Origin of the sequence: Curvibacter sp. AEP1-3, assembly GCF_002163715.1 — a bacterium.
Taxonomy (GTDB): domain Bacteria; phylum Pseudomonadota; class Gammaproteobacteria; order Burkholderiales; family Burkholderiaceae_C; genus Allorhodoferax.
In genome coordinates, this window is the sequence record NZ_CP015698.1 from 4,332,692 (window position 1) to 4,350,161 (window position 17,470).

14 protein-coding genes are annotated in these 17,470 nt (G+C 59.3%); 9 read left to right on the forward strand and 5 right to left on the reverse strand.

Annotation, left to right across the window (positions count from 1 at the left end; all coding sequences use genetic code 11):
- Positions 1-49: 49 nt before the first annotated feature.
- Positions 50-544: a fasciclin domain-containing protein gene (locus AEP_RS20300; protein WP_087497073.1), complete on the reverse strand. Its 495-nt coding sequence runs from the start codon at positions 542-544 to the stop codon at positions 50-52.
- 197 nt (positions 545-741) lie between these two features.
- Between AEP_RS20300 and pstS the strand changes: the two genes are divergently transcribed.
- From pstS to phoR, 7 genes are all read left to right on the forward strand, one after another.
- Entirely contained in the window at positions 742-1,785 is a 1,044-nt protein-coding gene (pstS, locus tag AEP_RS20305) for a phosphate ABC transporter substrate-binding protein PstS (RefSeq protein ID WP_087497074.1), read from the forward strand.
- Positions 1,786-1,887: 102 nt separating this feature from the next.
- Positions 1,888-2,853, forward strand: coding sequence for a phosphate ABC transporter permease subunit PstC (gene pstC, locus AEP_RS20310; protein ID WP_087497075.1), 966 nt, complete (start codon positions 1,888-1,890; stop codon positions 2,851-2,853).
- On the forward strand, positions 2,850-3,710 hold the full coding sequence (pstA, locus tag AEP_RS20315; RefSeq protein WP_087497076.1) for a phosphate ABC transporter permease PstA: 861 nt from the start codon (positions 2,850-2,852) through the stop codon (positions 3,708-3,710). The genes pstC and pstA overlap by 4 nt, the downstream gene beginning before the upstream one ends.
- Positions 3,711-3,746: 36 nt before the next feature.
- Positions 3,747-4,526: a phosphate ABC transporter ATP-binding protein PstB gene (gene pstB, locus AEP_RS20320; RefSeq protein WP_087497077.1), complete on the forward strand. Its 780-nt coding sequence runs from the start codon at positions 3,747-3,749 to the stop codon at positions 4,524-4,526.
- 16 nt (positions 4,527-4,542) lie between these two features.
- Entirely contained in the window at positions 4,543-5,244 is a 702-nt protein-coding gene (gene phoU / locus AEP_RS20325; protein ID WP_087497078.1) for a phosphate signaling complex protein PhoU, read from the forward strand.
- The gene (gene phoB, locus AEP_RS20330) at positions 5,241-5,978 is read left to right on the forward strand and encodes a phosphate regulon transcriptional regulator PhoB (protein ID WP_087497079.1); all 738 of its coding nucleotides are present in this window, start codon (positions 5,241-5,243) and stop codon (positions 5,976-5,978) included. The genes phoU and phoB overlap by 4 nt, the downstream gene beginning before the upstream one ends.
- Before the next feature lie 17 nt (positions 5,979-5,995).
- Complete coding sequence (phoR, locus tag AEP_RS20335; protein WP_087497080.1) at positions 5,996-7,318, forward strand: phosphate regulon sensor histidine kinase PhoR; 1,323 nt, start codon at positions 5,996-5,998, stop codon at positions 7,316-7,318.
- Between the two features lie 28 nt (positions 7,319-7,346).
- On the opposite strand, the gene AEP_RS20340 is transcribed toward phoR, so the two are convergent.
- The 4 genes from AEP_RS20340 to trxA all read right to left on the reverse strand — a co-directional run bounded on the left by AEP_RS20340 (position 7,347) and on the right by trxA (position 11,331).
- Positions 7,347-9,050, reverse strand: coding sequence for a hypothetical protein (locus tag AEP_RS20340; RefSeq protein ID WP_087497081.1), 1,704 nt, complete (start codon positions 9,048-9,050; stop codon positions 7,347-7,349).
- A 95-nt stretch (positions 9,051-9,145) separates the two neighbouring features.
- On the reverse strand, positions 9,146-9,403 hold the full coding sequence (locus AEP_RS20345) for a type B 50S ribosomal protein L31 (protein ID WP_066705893.1): 258 nt from the start codon (positions 9,401-9,403) through the stop codon (positions 9,146-9,148).
- Positions 9,404-9,512: 109 nt separating this feature from the next.
- Positions 9,513-10,778: a transcription termination factor Rho gene (rho, locus tag AEP_RS20350; protein WP_087497082.1), complete on the reverse strand. Its 1,266-nt coding sequence runs from the start codon at positions 10,776-10,778 to the stop codon at positions 9,513-9,515.
- A gap of 220 nt (positions 10,779-10,998) precedes the next feature.
- Complete coding sequence (gene trxA, locus AEP_RS20355) at positions 10,999-11,331, reverse strand: thioredoxin TrxA (protein ID WP_087497083.1); 333 nt, start codon at positions 11,329-11,331, stop codon at positions 10,999-11,001.
- A 46-nt stretch (positions 11,332-11,377) separates the two neighbouring features.
- Between trxA and AEP_RS20360 the strand changes: the two genes are divergently transcribed.
- Positions 11,378-14,044, forward strand: a complete 2,667-nt coding sequence (locus AEP_RS20360) for a PD-(D/E)XK nuclease family protein (protein ID WP_232459883.1) — start codon at positions 11,378-11,380, stop codon at positions 14,042-14,044.
- Positions 14,041-17,409 (forward strand): UvrD-helicase domain-containing protein, encoded by a 3,369-nt coding sequence (locus AEP_RS20365; protein WP_087497084.1) that lies wholly within the window; start codon positions 14,041-14,043, stop codon positions 17,407-17,409. Before AEP_RS20360 ends, AEP_RS20365 begins: the two co-directional genes overlap by 4 nt.
- The last annotated feature ends 61 nt before the right edge of the window (positions 17,410-17,470 follow it).

Here is a 17,470-nt window from a genome sequence, read left to right on the forward strand (position 1 = left end):
GCGCACGTTCTATGTGCGCCAGCAGCTCATTTGCTTGTTGCTTTAAGACTTATTTCGCCGGCGGCAGCAACACGGTGTCGACCACGTGCACCACGCCGTTGGTGGCAAGCAGGTCAGCGTCGGTCACGGCAGCGTTCTCTACGGTGACAAAAGCTCCGGCCTTGGAAACTGCGAGAACTGCGCCATTCAGCGATTTCACATTGCTGTTTTTGATGTCCGCAGCAGCCAGCTTGCCCGGCACCACGTGGAAGGTCAGTACGGCCTTGAGTTTTTCAGGGTTGGCGGCCAGTTCGTCCAGGGTTTTGGCTGGCACAGCCTTGAATGCGTCGTTGCTGGGCGCAAACACGGTGAATGGGCCCGCGCCCTTAAGCGCTTCTGTAAGTCCGGCTTTGGACACCAGGGAGTTCAGGGTGCTCAGAGAAGGGGTGCGGGCGATGGTGTCAGCCACGCTGACGGGCTGGGACACGGTGGCGCAACCGCTCAAGCCGGCCAGGACAGTGGCTGCGACGATGAGTGTGCGGCGGGAGAGGGCGAATACGGACATGGCGGGCTCCAAGGTTGAAAACCGCAGAGCGTAAGTATCTTTTGCGTCAGTTTTGTGACAAAAGTTTGAAAATCGGGCTTGGCGAAGCTCCTTTGCTTGCCCCTTTGCATTGGATGCGCTTCGTCACATACTTGTCATAAAAGATTCTTAAAGTTCAACCTGTTCGAATTTTCCAACCCTACGTCTAAAGGCTTCCCATGACATTGACATTTCAACGCATCGCCTTGGCTGCCGGAGTAAGTGCTGCTCTGGCTGCTTCCGGTTTCGCCTCTGCTCAGGAAATCACCGGTGCAGGCGCTTCTTTCCCTGCACCCATCTATTCCAAGTGGGCTTCTGATTACAACAAGGCCACTGGCGTGAAGGTGAATTACCAGTCCATCGGCTCCGGTGGTGGTATCAAACAAATCGACTCCAAGACTGTGGATTTCGGCGCCTCTGACGCTCCCTTGACTGACGACGTTTTGAAATCCAAGGGTCAAATGCAGTTCCCCACCGTTTTGGGTGGTGTGGTTCCCGTGATTAACGTGAAGGGTATCGAACCCGGCACCCTGAAGCTCAACGGCCAAGTGTTGGGTGACATCTACTTGGGCAAAGTGGCCAAGTGGAACGATCCTGCCATCAAGGCTTTGAACCCCAGCTTGAATCTGCCAGACGCTCCTATCGCCCAAGTGCGCCGTGCGGACGGTTCCGGTACCACCTTCATCTTCACCAACTACTTGAGCAAAGTGAACGCCGAGTGGAAGTCCAAAGTGGGTGAAGGTACAGCGGTGAACTGGCCTGTAGGCGCAGGTGGCAAGGGCAACGAAGGTGTGGCCGCATTCGTGGCACGCCTGCCCAATTCCATGGGTTACGTGGAGTACTCCTACGTCAAGCAAAACAAGCTGAACTACGCCATCATGCAAAACGCTGCCGGCAACTTTGTGAAGCCTGAAGATGACACTTTCAAGGCAGCGGCTGCAGGTGCTGACTGGACCAAGACGTTCTACCAGATTCTGACCAATCAGCCCGGCAAGGATGCATGGCCTATCAGCGGCGCTACCTTCATTTTGATGCACCTGAAACAAGACAAGCCAGCTAACGCTTCTGAGACCCTCAAGTTCTTCAACTGGGCTTACACCAACGGTGCCAAGGCTGCTGAAGATTTGGATTACGTGCCTATGCCTCCAGCTGTGGTTGCCGCCATCCAGAAGTCCTGGGGCGAAATCAAGGATGGCGCTGGCAAGCCCATCGCTTTCAAGTAAGCCGCTGTTGAATTGACACTGACGGAGGAAATCCCCATGTCATCTACACTCGTCCATGGGGATTCCCCGAGTCAGAACATTGTTCAACAATCTTCCCGCGTCATGACAAAACCACCCCCGATGAAACGTGCCCGTTCAGGGCCCCTGGCTGACCGCATGTTCGGTTGGGCGGCCAAGGCCTCCGCTCTAGTCACCCTGGTCCTGCTGGTGTCCATTTTGGTTACTCTGACCATGAGCGCCTGGCCGGCGATCAGCAAGTACGGACTCTCCTTTTTGACCAGCACCACTTGGGACCCTGTACAAGAGGATTTCGGTGGCTTGGTCATGATCTACGGCACCTTGGCAACTTCGTTGATCGCACTTTTGATTGCGGTCCCCGTCAGCTTCGGTATTGCTTTGTTTTTGACAGAGTTGTCACCCGCGTGGCTCAAGCGTCCCTTGGGCACTGCCATTGAGTTGTTGGCTGCCGTACCGTCCATCGTGTATGGCATGTGGGGGCTTTTGGTGTTCGGCCCGGTATTGGCCACCTATGTGCAGCAACCCATTCAAGCCTGGACTGCTGGCGTGCCCTATATCGGCGCATTTTTCTCCGGCCCGCCCGTAGGTATCGGCATTTTGTCGGCCGGCATTATTCTGGCCATCATGATCATTCCCTTCATTGCATCCGTCATGCGTGATGTGTTTGAAGTGACCCCACCCATGCTCAAAGAGTCCGCTTACGGATTGGGAGCCACAACCTGGGAAGTCGTGTCCAAGGTCGTTTTGCCTTACACCAAGACCGGCGTTATTGGCGGCATCATGTTGGGCTTGGGGCGTGCCATTGGCGAAACCATGGCAGTGACCTTTGTGATCGGCAACTTCAACCAACTGGATTCGCTCAGCCTGTTCCAGGCAGCGAACAGCATTACCTCTGCACTGGCCAATGAATTCGCCGAAGCCGGTGAAGGCTTGCACCAAGCGTCATTGATGTACTTGGGTCTGGTGCTTTTCTTTATCACCTTTGTGATTCTCTCTTTGTCCAAACTTCTGCTGGCGCAATTGCGCAAGTCGGAAGGAGCCAAGTCATGAGCGCAACTTTGTCTGAAATCCGCACCGCGCGCTTTGCGTATCGCAAGCGTGTCAACGTTGTCGCAACGGCTCTGGCCTTGGCTGCCATGGCGTTCGGCTTGTTCTGGCTGTTCTGGATCCTGTGGGAAACAGTCCGCCTGGGACTGGGTGGCTTGTCCATCGCTACCCTGACGCAAATGACTCCGCCGCCCAATGAGGCCGGTGGTTTGGCCAACGCCATCTACGGATCTTTGTTGATGGTGGTTCTGGCTACTTGCGTAGGCACTCCTATCGGCGTGATGGCCGGCATTTACCTGGTCGAGTTCGACAGCAAGAGCTGGCTGGCAGCCACCGTGCGTTTTGTCAACGACATCCTCTTGTCTGCGCCCTCTATCGTGGTCGGATTGTTTGTCTATGCCGTGGTGGTATCGCGGTTCAAGTCATTCTCCGGCTACGCAGGCATTCTGGCCTTGTCCCTGATCGTGATCCCGGTCGTGATCCGCACCACGGAAAACATGCTCCAGTTGGTTCCAGCAGGTTTGCGTGAAGCGGCCTATGCATTGGGCGCGCCCAAGTGGAAAGTGATTCTGAGCATCACCCTGAAGTCGGCCCGTGCCGGTGTGATTACCGGTGTGTTGTTGGCGGTCGCCCGCATTGCCGGCGAAACAGCGCCCTTGTTGTTCACGGCGCTGAGCAACCAGTTCTGGACGTCTTCCCTGAGCGAGCCCATGGCCAGCCTCCCGGTGACTATCTTCAAGTTCGCCATGAGCCCCTATGAAAACTGGCAACAGCTGGCTTGGGCAGGCGTGTTCCTGATCACCCTGGCTGTTTTGGGACTGAACATTCTGGCGCGGGTGCTGACCCGCTCCAAAGCCTGATGCGCGCCGCGCACTGACGATTAAAGGATTACCTGTATGTTGAACACACCTAGCGCCCCTACCAAGTCCAAGATTTCTGTCAAGGACCTGAACTTCTACTACGGCAAGTTCCACGCCCTCAAGGGCATCAACATGGAGATCCCGGAGAAGCGCGTGACCGCCTTCATCGGCCCCTCCGGTTGCGGCAAGTCCACTTTGTTGCGCATTTTCAACCGCATGTTTGAGCTCTACCCCGAGCAGCGCGCGGAAGGCCAGATCCTGTTGGACGGCCAGAACCTGCTAACCAGCAAGGAAGACGTGGCCTTGCTGCGTGCCAAGGTGGGTATGGTGTTCCAGAAGCCCACACCGTTCCCGATGTCCATTTACGACAACATCGCCTTCGGCGTGAAGTTGTTCGAAAACCTCAGCTCCACCGACATGGAAGAGCGCGTGGAATGGGCCTTGCGCAAGTCCGCGCTGTGGACTGAAGTGAAAGACAAGTTGCACCAAAGCGGCTCCAGCCTCTCGGGCGGTCAGCAGCAACGTTTGTGCATTGCCCGCGGCATTGCGATCAAGCCAGAAGTCTTGTTGCTCGACGAACCTTGCTCTGCGTTGGATCCTATCTCTACTGCCAAGGTGGAAGAGCTGATTGTGGAATTGAAGAACGATTACACCGTGGTGATCGTGACCCACAACATGCAGCAAGCGGCCCGTTGCAGCGACTACACCGCTTACATGTACTTGGGCGATCTGGTCGAGTTCGGTCCTACAGAACAAATGTTCTTCAAGCCGACCCGCAAAGAAACAGAAGACTACATTACAGGCCGCTTCGGCTAAGCAAGGAGAGGACCCCATGCCAGATAAACACCTATCAACCCAGTTCGACAGCGAACTGACCTCGGTTTCGTCGCAAGTGATGGAGCTGGGTGGATTGGTTGAATCCCAGATCCGCCAGGCAATCTACGCACTGTCGCAGTTCAGCGTGGAAGTGGCTGACGAAGTCACAGCCCGCGAAGCCCGCGTGAACGCCATGGAACTGGAAATCGATCGTGATCTCTCCAGCATCATCGCCCGCCGCCAACCGACTGCCCGCGATCTGCGTTTGTTGATTGCCATCTCCAAGACCACCGCCAACCTTGAGCGTGTGGGGGATGAAGCGGAGAAGATCGCCCGCATGGTGCGTTCCATCATTCACAGTGGCGCACCCCGTTCATTGCCTTCCTTGGAGCTGCGCGTCGCCGCCGACCTGGCCTCCGGTTTGTTGAACAAGGCGCTGGATGCGTTTGCCCGCTTGGATGTGAACGCTGCAGTGTCTATTCTCAAAGAAGACGACTTGATCGATGCCGAGTTTGATGGCTTCGTGCGCAAGCTGGTGACCTACATGATGGAAGACCCACGCATGATTTCCCCCAGCTTGGATTTGTTGTTCCTGGCCAAGGCGATCGAGCGTATCGGCGATCACTCCAAGAACATCGCCGAGTTCATCATCTACGTGGTCAAGGGTGAAGATGTGCGTCACTCGACCATGGAAAAAATCGAGTCTGTCGTCAAATGAAAACCATGCCCGCCGTTCTGGTGGTCGAAGATGAATCGGCCATTGCTGAGTTGATAGCAGTGAATCTTAGGCATAACGGGTTCCGGCCTCGTTGGGCTATGGACAGTGACTCTGCGCAGCGCGAGATCGATGCGGGCGTGCCTGATTTGATCCTTCTGGACTGGATGTTGCCCGGCGAAAGCGGCTTGACCTTGGCCAAGCGCTGGCGCTCTGATCCAAGGACCAAAGAGGTCCCCATCATCATGCTCACAGCCCGTGGGGATGAGGCGGATCGGGTTGCCGGCTTGGACGCAGGGGCGGATGATTACATTGCGAAACCGTTTTCCACGAAGGAGTTGCTGGCCCGTGTACGCGCAGTCTTGCGCCGCCGTACGCCGGAAAGCACCGGCGAAGCGCTGACTATCGCCGGCTTGACCCTGGACCCCGCCACGCATCGCGTGTCCTTCGAAGAAACCGCCCTCAAGCTGGGGCCCACAGAGTTCAAGCTGTTGCATTACCTTATGGGACATGCTGAGCGGGTGCATAGCCGGGCGCAACTGCTTGACAACGTCTGGGGCGATCATGTCTACATCGAAGAGCGAACTGTGGATGTGCACGTCAAACGTTTACGTGAAGCTTTGGCGCACGCCGGTTCCATGGTGGAGACGGTGCGCGGTGCAGGCTATCGCTTGACGGCAAAGCCAGCCATTCCGGTTCAAACTGTTGTGCAGACTGCTGCCCGGGCAAGCGCCTGAGCGATTACAGTTCACGAATGTTTTTTCGAGTTCTGTCGTTCCTGCTTTTGCAGGCGCTGGGGGCTGTCCTCGGCTATCTGCTTGCCGGTAAGTATTCTCCCGTCTGGGGTGCTGTAGTCGGCATTCTTGTGGGCAGTTTTCTCTGGTTATTGATCGATGCGGTGCGTGGTGCGAAGCTCATGCGCTGGCTGCAGTCGGGCGAGTCCACGGAGTTGACCCTCGGGTATGGCTTCTGGAATGAGGTGGCAGACCGCACGCGCCGTCAGATGCGTTCCCGCGAGCGTCGCGTGGCCGAAGGTGAAACCAAGCTCCAGGATTTTTTGGCTGCGCTGCAAGCCTCTCCGAACGGTGTTGTTCTGCTGGATGCAAACGGTCGCATCGAATGGTTTAACCAGATGGCAGGGCAGCACTTCGGCTTTGATGCTCGTCGTGACATGCTTCAGCATTTCGGGAATCTGGTTCGCGACCCTGGTTTCGCTACCTATTATTCCGGTCAGGATTTCTCACACGGCCTGGTGATGCCGGGTCGCGAAAGCACAGGTTCGAAGCCTGTGCGTTTGTCTGTGCACCTACATCCCTACGGGGAGGGGCGCAACCTCTTGCTGTCCCGTGACATTACGGCCCTGGAGCAGGCGGAGGCCATGCGCAGGGATTTCGTGGCCAATGTGTCTCACGAAATCCGTACGCCCTTGACGGTGCTCGCTGGTTTTGTTGAAACCCTGCAGACGCTTCCCCTGGATGAGTCTGAGCGGCAGAGCTACCTGAATTTGATGTCCCAGCAAGCGACGCGCATGCAGAGTCTTGTCAACGACTTGTTGACGCTTTCCCGCTTGGAGGGGAGCCCTGCGCCTTCAGGCTCAGATCTCGTGGACATGGTGCAGCTGTTGCAGCAGTGCAAGCAGGAAGCCCACAACCTGTCGTCGTTGGTCTGGGGCAAGCCTCAGGATATCCAGTTTCTGGTGTCGGATGCCGTGGCGGTCACCGGTTCACCGTCTGAATTGCACAGTGCAGTATTCAATTTGATCGGCAATGCCATCCGTTACACACCGGCAGATAAGAGTATCCGGGTCCATTGGCATAAAACGGCTGAAGGCGAAGGCGAACTATCGGTCCAAGATACGGGGCCGGGAATCGCGCCTGAACATATACCTCGCTTGACCGAGCGGTTTTACCGGGTCGACAGAAGCCGCTCGAGGGATACGGGAGGCACGGGGCTGGGTCTTGCTATTGTCAAACACGTGGCACAGCGCCATGGTGCTGAATTGCTGATTGAAAGCATTCCCGGACGGGGCTCTACCTTCACCCTGCGGTTCAGGGCGGCACGCGTCCGCCCTCAATAGGTCCTAGGTTCGCCAAGGTTCCGGGCGTTTAGCGGCGCTTCATGATCCAGAACATTTCCGAGTTGGCCACAGGGTGCTGCACCAAAGTGTGCGGTGCCCATACTGATCGGTCGACGATGGATGCAATTTCGGAGTTGGCTCCCGGTTCTGTCAGCAGCCATTCGCATGCTGCGGCTTCAGTGGTGGGGCGCAGATTGAGCTGACCGTACCACTGGAGCGCCGCAATTTGCGCGGTATCGAGGTTCAGCACTTGGGCACATTGGTCACGGGCAACAATTTGTGTCGCTTGCCGCACCATGGTGCGCGCGCTTTGCGCATAGTCCAGCAAGGGCATCCACAAGGTCATCAACAATAGCCAGCAGAGGGACGCCCCGCTAGCGGGAAGCACCAGGCTTTTCCAGATCGCTGCGCGATGACGTCCCGCCCGCCACCGAACCAACCATCCCCAGGCCAAAGTGGCACCCAACGCAAACAAGAAGGGCAGTATCTGGAAGCTCGCCTCATAGCCCGGTGCCAAGCGGGCCACATTCGCTGCCGGCTGCGGTGGGGTGCCGGTTTGCATCGCAATCCAAACGACCCAGATGATCACTCCACACCCTGTAAAGAACAGCAAGGTGAACCAGTCGATCAATGCCGCAACTTGTCTGCGTAGGGTAGGCAATGCAAAGGCAGCCATGGCAGAGAAAGCGGGGAGTGCCAATAGCAAAGTCCGATCCGGAGCTCCTGAGAGCAGCATGGTGCCTACGCTGGTCACGATAAACCAAGATGGCAACGAGAGGTGCCGGCTGATGTTCAGATTGAACAACTGCTTGCGCCAACGCCAGACACTGTAAAGCGCCAAGGGCCAGGCAGGCCATGTGAACCAGAGGAGTAATTGAATGTGTCCATTCCAATAGGCCCAAGTCAGGGCGGGCCACTCCACCTTCCAACTCCAAAGTCCCAGCTTCCAAGCAAAGACGGCAGTGATGACGGAGACCGTCGCGAGGCCTATGGCTTCGAGGGTGATGTAGCTTTTGACTGCGTCATTTCCTGCACCCGTGCGTTTGTCCATGGCGTGAATGCAAGCGCCGCCCATCCCGAACATTAGTGACAGGGCAGGTGCCCCGCTCAAAGCCAAGCCGGCTAGTCCCAAGACTGCACTGACGTAGGGTCCAGTGCGGTGGTAGGGAAGTGCGCTGAGCGCAAAAAACAGGAGCGCGCTGAATCCCAGTTGCGCGAGTGCAGGTGTGGTTTCGTGTCCGAGTTGCGCCAGACCCAGGGATGCCAAAAATGCCAATAGGCCTCCATCTGCCATGGCTCGCGCATAGTCGGTAGGTTTGGCTTCTCCGCCGAACGCGAAAGCGACTGGCTGGGCTGCAGGAGTGCGCGCGAGGTAATAGCTGCCGTACCAAGTTCCGACAAAAGCCAATGTCAACAAGAGCGCAAAGGGAACCCGAACCCAGAAGTCTGCCGGCCATCCTGCTGGTGTCCAATTCAAGACCAAGGCTCCAATCCAGTAAGGGAGGAGTGCAGGGAAATCCGGCTTGATGCCGAGTAGCGTCGGGTGGATCCAGGATGCGTCCCCGCGTGCGAGCGCTGCCATGAATCCCAGAGCGCTTAAGTCGGCTGTCCGCCATGCATCACGACCGATAAAGCCTGCACCGATAAAGGCCAGACACAACAGAATCAGTGCGGGACGCGGGAGGCGCCTGACAGAGGCTTGCGCAACGATGGCGGGGTTCGGTAGGTTCACGCGGATCAGTGGGGAAACAGGTTTAAATCAAAAAAAAAGCAGCCCGGGATTCCGTGCTGCTTTTATACCAACCCAGGCCGGAGCCTGAACTGAGATTACTTCGCTGCGGTCTTGCCGAAACGGTTGCGGAATTTTTCCACGCGTCCGCCCATGTTGTCCACCGACTTTTGCGTGCCGGTGTAGAAAGGGTGGGATTCGCTGGTGGTATCCAACTTGAAGAGTGGCAGCTCGCGGCCGTCTTCCATCTTGATCATTTCCTTGGTGTTTGCGCAAGAACGTGTCACGAACTTGAAACCGTTGGACATGTCCTGGAAGCAAACTTCGCGGTAGTTGGGGTGAATGCCTTCTTTCATACTCTTCTCCATCAGTTGCGCTAGCCGCGCCGGTCCTTGCGCAAACCCTGCGCAATATAAAAACTCGGCGTACTTGTCGCGAAAACCCTAAATTATAGCTTAGTCCGAATCAGCCGCCCCGACGCATCATGTCGAAGAACTCGCTGTTGTTCTTGGTGGCACGCATTTGCTTGAGCACCATTTCCATGGATTCGATTTCGTCCATGTTGTAGAGGAACTGTCGCAGGATGCGGGTCTTTTGCAGAATTTCCGGCTGCAACAGCAATTCTTCGCGGCGGGTACCACTGCGGTTCAGCTGGATAGAAGGGAATATCCGCTTTTCGTACAGGCGACGGTCCAAATGCACTTCGCTGTTGCCGGTGCCCTTGAACTCTTCAAAAATCACTTCGTCCATACGGCTGCCGGTATCCACCAGTGCGGTCGCAATGATGGTGAGTGAGCCGCCTTCTTCGACGTTACGGGCCGCACCCAGGAATCGTTTGGGGCGCTGCAACGCATTCGCATCCACACCACCGGTCAACACTTTTCCGGAAGATGGAACCACGTTGTTGTAGGCCCGGGCCAGACGGGTGATGGAGTCCAGCAGGATCACCACGTCTTTTTTGAGCTCTACCAAACGCTTGGCACGCTCGATCACCATTTCGGCTACGTGAACGTGACGCGCAGCGGGTTCGTCGAAGGTGGAGGCAATTACCTCGCCTTTGACGGTGCGCTGCATTTCGGTCACTTCTTCGGGGCGCTCATCGACCAGCAGCACCATCATGTGGCTGTCGGGGTAGTTGGCAGAAATCGCATGGGCGATGTGCTGCATCATCACGGTCTTGCCACTCTTGGGCGGGGCGACCAGCAGGGCGCGCTGGCCTTTGCCGATAGGGGCAATGATGTCAATGACCCGGCCGGTGATGTTTTCGTCGGTCTTGAGGCCATCTTGCTCCAAGCGCATTTGCACCTTGGGGAACAAGGGGGTCAAGTTTTCAAACATGACCTTGTGCTTGTTGCCTTCAGGCGGTCCGCCGTTTACCTTGTCCAACTTGTTCAGCGCAAAGTAACGCTCACCGTCTTTCGGTGTGCGGACTTCACCTTCAATCATGTCCCCGGTGTGCAGGTTGAAGCGGCGCACCTGGCTGGGGCTGATGTAGATGTCGTCCGTGCTGGCGGTGTAGCTGGTATCGGGACTACGTAGAAAGCCGAAGCCGTCCGGCAGGATTTCCAGCACGCCGTCGGCAATGATCTGCTCGCCGGCACGGGCCCGTTTCTTGATGATTGCGAACATCAGCTCCTGCTTGCGCATGCGGCCGGTGTTTTCAATCTCAAGTTCTTCTGCTTGCTTGAGCACTTCGGACACGTGCAGTGCTTTGAGTTCGTTTAAATGCATGGAGTGGGTCCCGTCAGGGCGTTAACCGGAAATCGGCAAGGAAACCAGGGTTGGTTCGAAAAATTCAGGGGAGTGGGGGTTGAGGCAAGACCGTGTGCTTGGCCTCGGTGTCCTGAGCCTGATCTGGCTGACCGCCTTCAATCCGGCGGGTGAACACAAATATTATGACAGGAAATTGCGACCGTGCTGCAGTGTCACGGTCGCTGGGGCGAAAGGCGGATCAGGCCAGTTGCTGGTCGATGAAGGCAGTGAGTTGCGCTTTGCTCAGTGCGCCTACCTTGGTAGCAGCCAATTGACCGTCCTTGAACAACATCAATGTTGGGATACCACGGATACCGAACTTGGCTGGAATGTCGCGGTTTTCGTCCACATTCATCTTGGCGATCTGCAACTTGCCCTCGTAGGTAGCAGACACTTCGTCCAGAATGGGCGCGATCATTTTGCAGGGGCCGCACCACTCAGCCCAGTAGTCCACCAGGATGGGTTGCGCAGACTGCAATACATCGGCTTCAAATGTGGCGTCGGTGACGTGTTTGATGAGTTCGCTGGCCATGGAGTTTCCTTTGGAAGAGTGCTAATGCAGCTAAAGTTGCGGCATTGTGACAGAAACCAAGCCCCCCCACGACGCCCCGCAAACTATCGCTGGCATAGCCAAAAGCGATGCAGCCCGGGGGCTGCGGGCCTTTGCTTATGCGCCAAGTCATCCTGCGATGGCCTTGTGGTCAGCACCCGGCAGTGGGTTGATGGTTCGGCTTCAGCGCTGGATCGCTGATTCCGGCGCCCACCCCGGCCGCACGCTGGTGTTGCTGCCCTATGCCCAACTTCTGCCCTTGGCACGCCGAGTGTGGTCAGACCTTCATCCGCAGGGTTTTTCTCCCCGGTTCGAAACCACCTCGAATTGGCTGGCATCCATCTCTGCGCGCAGCCTTCAAGCCACCGACATTAGCCATGACATGGCGCTGGATACGCTCACCGCTCAACATCTGTTGGCTCAGGCAGGCATGGGGGCGCAATCTTCACTTGCTGGCCTGTTAGCGGAAACAGCGCAACAACTCGCCCCGTGGGCCGCAGCTGCAGGTCCGCAGGGGCGCGGGGAATGGGCCTCGCAGGCCCGCGCTGCCGTGTCGGTGGGCATGGAAAGCCAAGCGCTTGCTTGGGAGGCCAAGGTCGCCCGGGTCGCTGTGGAATGGGCGGCGGTGTCTTCCTATTCCACCGACGCGTTGTTTGATGCAGAGGTATTGGAAGCTTGGGATTCTGTAGCCTTGGTGCAAGGGCTGGCCTCCGACCCGGTTTCCGGCGCGCTCAAGGCGCATTGGGGTAGCAAGGCGGAGTTATTTCGGTTGGATGACGTCGAACCCCATACAGGCAACGCGTTGAACTTGGCGTTAGAGCATTTGCATTTTCATACTTGCGCGGATGCTGAAGACGAAGCCCAGCGGGCAGTGGCATGTGCCATCTCGCATGTGGCGGCAGACCGTTATCCACTTGCCCTGGTGTCGTCCGACCGCGCACTGACGCGCCGTGTGCGTGCCATGCTGGAGTCTGCAGGTATTGCCATGCGGGATGAGAACGGCTGGAAGCTCTCCACCAGCCGCGCCGGAGCCGCACTGATGGCCTTGCTGCGAGCGGCCGTTTGGAATGCCAGCACGGATGCCGTGTTGAATGCGTTCAAGCAGGCTCCAGCCTTTGCTGCGGACCTACAGGCTCTGGAGCAGGCCCTGCGCAAAGAGCAAGTGCGCGACTGGCGCCATGTGTCCGGCTGCAAACCCGTCAAGGACTCAGAGACATTGCGCGCCATGTGTGCCCGTATCGATCACGTGCGCATTGAGTTGAGTGGCAGCCGCCCCTTGCCCGCATGGTTGGCACGCATGCAGGCCGTGTTGCAGAACTGTGGCTGGTGGGAGTCCTTGCAGGCCGATGAGGCCGGAGCCATGGCCTTGGGTGCGCTGCGCTTGACCCCACCAGAGCCGCAAGCTTGGGCAGACTATATGGACGCTGCCTTGTGGGCGGGTACCCGCATGGACCTGAGCGCTTTTTCGTCTTGGGTGAATCAAGTGCTGGAGGCGCACAGCTTTCAACCCGCTTATCCGGATGAGGAACAAGTCGTCATTCTACCCATGAGCCAGATGCTGGCCCGCCCCTTTGCCGCCGTGGTGTTGGCCGGCTGCGACGAGGTGCGTTTGAATCCGTCCCCAGAGCCGGCAGGCATTTGGACTCCCGCGCAGCGTGCGGCACTGGGCATGCCCTCACGCGCTGAATTGGAGTCCCGTCTGCGCGCATCCTGGCGCCAGGCCTTGCAGGCGCCAGCGGTCGAGGTACTGTGGCGCAGCAGTGACGACACCGGTGAACACATCGCGGCCAGCCCGCTGGTGCAGTGGTTGCGCCTGCAACCCGGTGTGGCAGAGGTGCAGGCGAGTGATCCACGAACATCCAGGCAGGTCATGCCCGCGACTGTGCTCCCGCCTCAGCCGCCCGGTGACCGCATTCCGGTGCGTCAACTATCAGCCAGTGCCTACGAGGATTTGCGCACTTGCCCCTACCGCTTTTTTGCGCTACGGCAACTCGGTCTCAAGCCGGTGGACGAGTTGGAGTCCGATGTGGACAAGCGGGACTTCGGGCTCTGGCTGCATGCGGTGCTGCAGGAGTTTCACAGCGCTTTGCAGACAGAGCCTTTGAGCGGGCTTGAGCCGCGCAGCGCCTTGTTGGAAGCTTGCGCAACTTCCGTTACCGCATCCATGGGATTGCCCGATGGCGAGTTTTTGCCCTTCGCCGCAGCGTGGCCCAACGTCCGCGACGGCTACTTGCAGTGGCTGGAAAAGCACGAGGCCCAGGGCTGGACCTATGCCAGTGGCGAAACCTCGCATACCCAGCCGGTTGGCAGCGTCACGCTCATGGGGCGCATTGACCGTACGGATACGGGCACCGATGGAGCGACCATGGTGCTGGACTACAAGACCGAGCCTTCGGCCAAAACCAAAGAGCGGGTCAAGAACCCGCTGGAGGACACGCAGATCGCCTTTTACGCGGCGCTGCTGCCCCACGACACCTTGCAGGCCGCCTATATCAACGTGGGCGAGCGGGACGGGACTGTGCCCGTAGAGCAAAAAGACATTGTGCTGGCCCGTGACGCCTTGGTGGAGGGTATTGCCTCTGACATGGCCCGCCTGGCGGCCGGAGAGCCCTTGCCCGCGCTGGGGGATGGCGTGGCCTGTGACTACTGCCAGGCGCGTGGCTTGTGCCGCAAAGATTTCTGGAGCGCGCCATGACTGCCGTGCACGACATCGCCGCCTATGAGGTGAATGGCCGCCACGTTGCACGGGCTGACTTTTATGCCATCGCCTGCGACCCCCGCCGCAGTGTGGCGGTGGAGGCCTGTGCCGGCGCCGGCAAGACCTGGATGCTGGTGTCCCGCATGGTGCGCGCCTTGCTTGACGGCGCAGCGCCGCATGAGATTCTGGCCATCACCTTCACCAAAAAAGCTGCCGGTGAAATGCGCGAGCGCCTCTATGACTGGCTGCGCAGCTATGCCCGGGCCGATGACGCCACCTTGCGGCGCGAGCTGCAGCTGCGGGGTGTGCAGGGCGATCCCGGTGCGGAGCAGCTGGCCAAACTGCGCGGCTTGCATGAGGCTCTGCTGCTTGCTGGCCGGCCGGTGCAGGTGCGCACCTTCCACAGCTGGTTTGCGGCGCTGTTGCGCAGCGCACCGCTGGGCATGTTGCACCAGCTGGGCTTGCCCACGCAGTACGAGCTGCTGGAGAACGATGCCAAGGCCATAGCCCAGGTCAGGCGCCGCTTTCACACCCGCATTGCCCAGGATGCGGCGGCCCGCGCCGACTATCTGGAGGCGGTAGGCGTCTACGGGCGCCACGGCACGCTCAAGGCGCTGGAAGCCGCCATCCACAAGCGCACCGAGTTTGCCTTGGCTGAAGAACATGGCGTGGTCGACGCGTCGGTGCTGCATTTCACGCAGCAGTTCCCGGCCATGTCGGCGTGGTCGCAGCCCCAAGACCGTATGTTCAGCGAGGTGGTGCAACAGCTGCTCTGGGCCAGTGCCAAAGCGCTGGGCGCCAGCAGCCTGAAGACCTGCACAGAAGCAGGCTCGGAACTGGAGAAAGCGCTGACCGCACGCGATGCCACCGCCATTTTCAAAGCCCTTTTCACCGACAAAGGCACCCCTCGCAAACTGAGCGAAAAGGTGGTCGGCATTGAGACCGTGCGCGAAGCCCAGGTCTTGCTGGCCGAGACCAAAGCCGCCATGGACCAGCACCAGGCCTGGCAGCACCAGCAACGCATGGCCCGCCTGAGCCGGGGCTTGCTGCAAGACTACGCCGCCCTCAAGCGCGAGCGGGGCTGGATCGACATGGGCGATCTGGAGCAGGCCGCATTGCGCCTGCTCTCGGACGAAGAGATTTCAGGCTGGCTGCAGGAGCGCCTGGATGCGAGGGTCAAGCACTTGCTGATCGACGAGTTTCAGGACACCAACCCCTTGCAATGGCAGGCCCTGAGCACCTGGTTGCAGGGCTACGGCGGTGCGGGCAACCGCCCAGGCGTGTTTATCGTGGGTGACCCCAAGCAGAGCATTTACCGATTCCGCCGTGCCGAGCCCCAAGTCTTCCGCGCGGCCAAAGCGTTTGTGGTGGAGGGCTTGCAAGGCGATGTGCTGAGCTGCGACCACACGCGGCGCAATGCGCAGGCCATCATCGGCCTAGTGAACACGGCCATGCTGGGCGCGCAGGATGCCGGCGAGTTTGAAGACTACCGGCCGCACACTTCCGAGTCGGTGGACGCCGGCTCGGTGTGGAAGCTGCCACGCATCGAGCGCACCGCCAAACCCGAAGAAGATGGGTCTGAGGAAATGGGCTGGCGCGACAGCCTGACCATGCCCCGCCACGAGTCCGAAGACACCCTCAAAACCCTGGAGTGCCGGCAGGCCGCCCTGTGGTTGGCCGGGCAGCTCAGCGGGCGCGGCGGGCACTTGCGGCCGCAAGACATCATGGTGCTGGCCCGCAAGCGCGAACGCTTGACGCTGATGCAGCAAGAGCTGGCGGCACTGCGCATTCCGGCCCAGCAGCCTGAGAAAAACGAGTTGGGCGAGATGCCCGAAGTGCAAGACCTCGTGGCCTTGCTCGATGTGCTGGTGTCGCCCGCGCACGACCTGTCACTGGCGCGTGCGCTCAAGTCGCCTTTGTTTGGTGCGAGCGATGAGGACCTAGTGGACTTGAGCCTCTTGCACCAGACAGCCCGCCGCCAGGCACGCGCGGCAGACCCCGACGCGCTCGTAACCGTCTGGATGGCGGTGTTGTGTGAGTTCGCCGCCGCCGACCCGGACGTGGAGGGCGGTTTGCCCCTGAGCCCGCGCATGCTGTCGGCAGCCCGGTCCCTCACCCGCTGGCAGGGCTGGGTACAGAGCTTGCCTGTGCACGATGCGCTGAGCGCCATCTATGACGACGGTGACGTGTTGGCCCGCTTCGCCGCCGCCAGCCCGGCGGTGCTGCGGGAGAGCGTCTTGGCCAACGTGCGCGCGTTGCTCAATGCCGCCTTGCAGGTGGACGGCGGGCGCTACAGCACCGCCTACACCCTGGTGCGCGCGCTGCGTGCCGGCGGCATTCCTGCGCCGGTGCGGGCCGACGCAGGCGCGGTGCGCCTGCTCACCATCCACGGCGCCAAGGGGCTGGAGGCGCCGCTGGTGATATTGCTGGACACTGATGCCGAAGGTACCCGGCCCGAATCCATGGGCGTGCTCGTGGATTGGCCGGGCGAGTCTGCTTACCCCCGCAAGTTTGTGTTTCTGGCCAGCGAGTCCCGCCCACCTGCCTGTGTGGTGGATACCCTGGCGCTGGAGCAAACCGCCCGCGCGCGGGAGGAACTCAATGCTTTGTATGTAGCGCTCACCCGCACCCAGTCCACCCTGGTGCTCTCCAGCACAGCGCCCCACCGCGAGCGCGAGGGCAGCTGGTGGAAGCGCTTGCAGGAGTTGGCGGCAGACGTTGCGCCCTCCACGGCTCTCGAGGGGGTAGACAGTGCGGAGTCGACCGAATCGGTCACTGCTGAGTCCTTCGCTTTGTGGGCGCTCCCCACTGAAAGTTTGAATAAAAAAGTGCCTCTAGCGCCCATGGAATATGCGCGAGCAGCTCCTGAATTGATAGCGGTTGCTGAGCCGGAAAGTTTGGAGTCCCGTATCGGCCAAGCCATGCACCGCTTGCTGGAATGGCTGCCGCTGCGCGAGGGCCAGGTACCCGACGCAGATGCATGGACGCCTGAGCAGTGTGCGCAGGCTGCACGCACTTTTTCGCTCACCGAAGCGCAGATGCAGCAAGCCCGGCGCATGGCGCAAGGCATACTCGGTGGGGAAGGCGCGTGGGCGTGGCGGCGCAGCGCATTGGCGTGGCATGCCAACGAAGTCGCATTGACCCACGGTGGCAGAACGCTGCGCCTGGATCGCTTGGTGCAGCGCCGCGACACTGCAGCTTGGTGGGTGCTGGACTTCAAGTCCTCGGCCAGCCCGCAAGACCAGCCCGAACTGTGCGCCCAACTCCGTGAATACCGCGCCGCGCTGACCCTGATTTATCCGGGGGAAGCTGTGCACACCGCGTTCCTGACGGCGCAAGGCCGTTTGATTGAAATTTTGTGATGGACTCCTTTGACTGATCTGCCTACCTCTCCCCGTTCTGAATCCCAAGCCTTGCAGGTGG

Bases quoted from the DNA above. Each gene is read 5' to 3' on its own strand.
- phoU (WP_087497078.1), top strand. From the start codon at position 4,543: ATGCCAGATAAACACCTATCAACCCAGTTCGACAGCGAACTGACCTCG.
- pstB (WP_087497077.1), top strand. From the start codon at position 3,747: ATGTTGAACACACCTAGCGCCCCTACCAAGTCCAAGATTTCTGTCAAG.
- phoR (WP_087497080.1), top strand. From the start codon at position 5,996: ATGTTTTTTCGAGTTCTGTCGTTCCTGCTTTTGCAGGCGCTGGGGGCT.
- pstC (WP_087497075.1), top strand. From the start codon at position 1,888: ATGACAAAACCACCCCCGATGAAACGTGCCCGTTCAGGGCCCCTGGCT.
- trxA (WP_087497083.1), bottom strand. From the start codon at position 11,331: ATGGCCAGCGAACTCATCAAACACGTCACCGACGCCACATTTGAAGCC.
- AEP_RS20345 (WP_066705893.1), bottom strand. From the start codon at position 9,403: ATGAAAGAAGGCATTCACCCCAACTACCGCGAAGTTTGCTTCCAGGAC.
- phoB (WP_087497079.1), top strand. From the start codon at position 5,241: ATGAAAACCATGCCCGCCGTTCTGGTGGTCGAAGATGAATCGGCCATT.
- AEP_RS20300 (WP_087497073.1), bottom strand. From the start codon at position 544: ATGTCCGTATTCGCCCTCTCCCGCCGCACACTCATCGTCGCAGCCACT.
- pstA (WP_087497076.1), top strand. From the start codon at position 2,850: ATGAGCGCAACTTTGTCTGAAATCCGCACCGCGCGCTTTGCGTATCGC.
- rho (WP_087497082.1), bottom strand. From the start codon at position 10,778: ATGCATTTAAACGAACTCAAAGCACTGCACGTGTCCGAAGTGCTCAAG.
- pstS (WP_087497074.1), top strand. From the start codon at position 742: ATGACATTGACATTTCAACGCATCGCCTTGGCTGCCGGAGTAAGTGCT.
- AEP_RS20365 (WP_087497084.1), top strand. From the start codon at position 14,041: ATGACTGCCGTGCACGACATCGCCGCCTATGAGGTGAATGGCCGCCAC.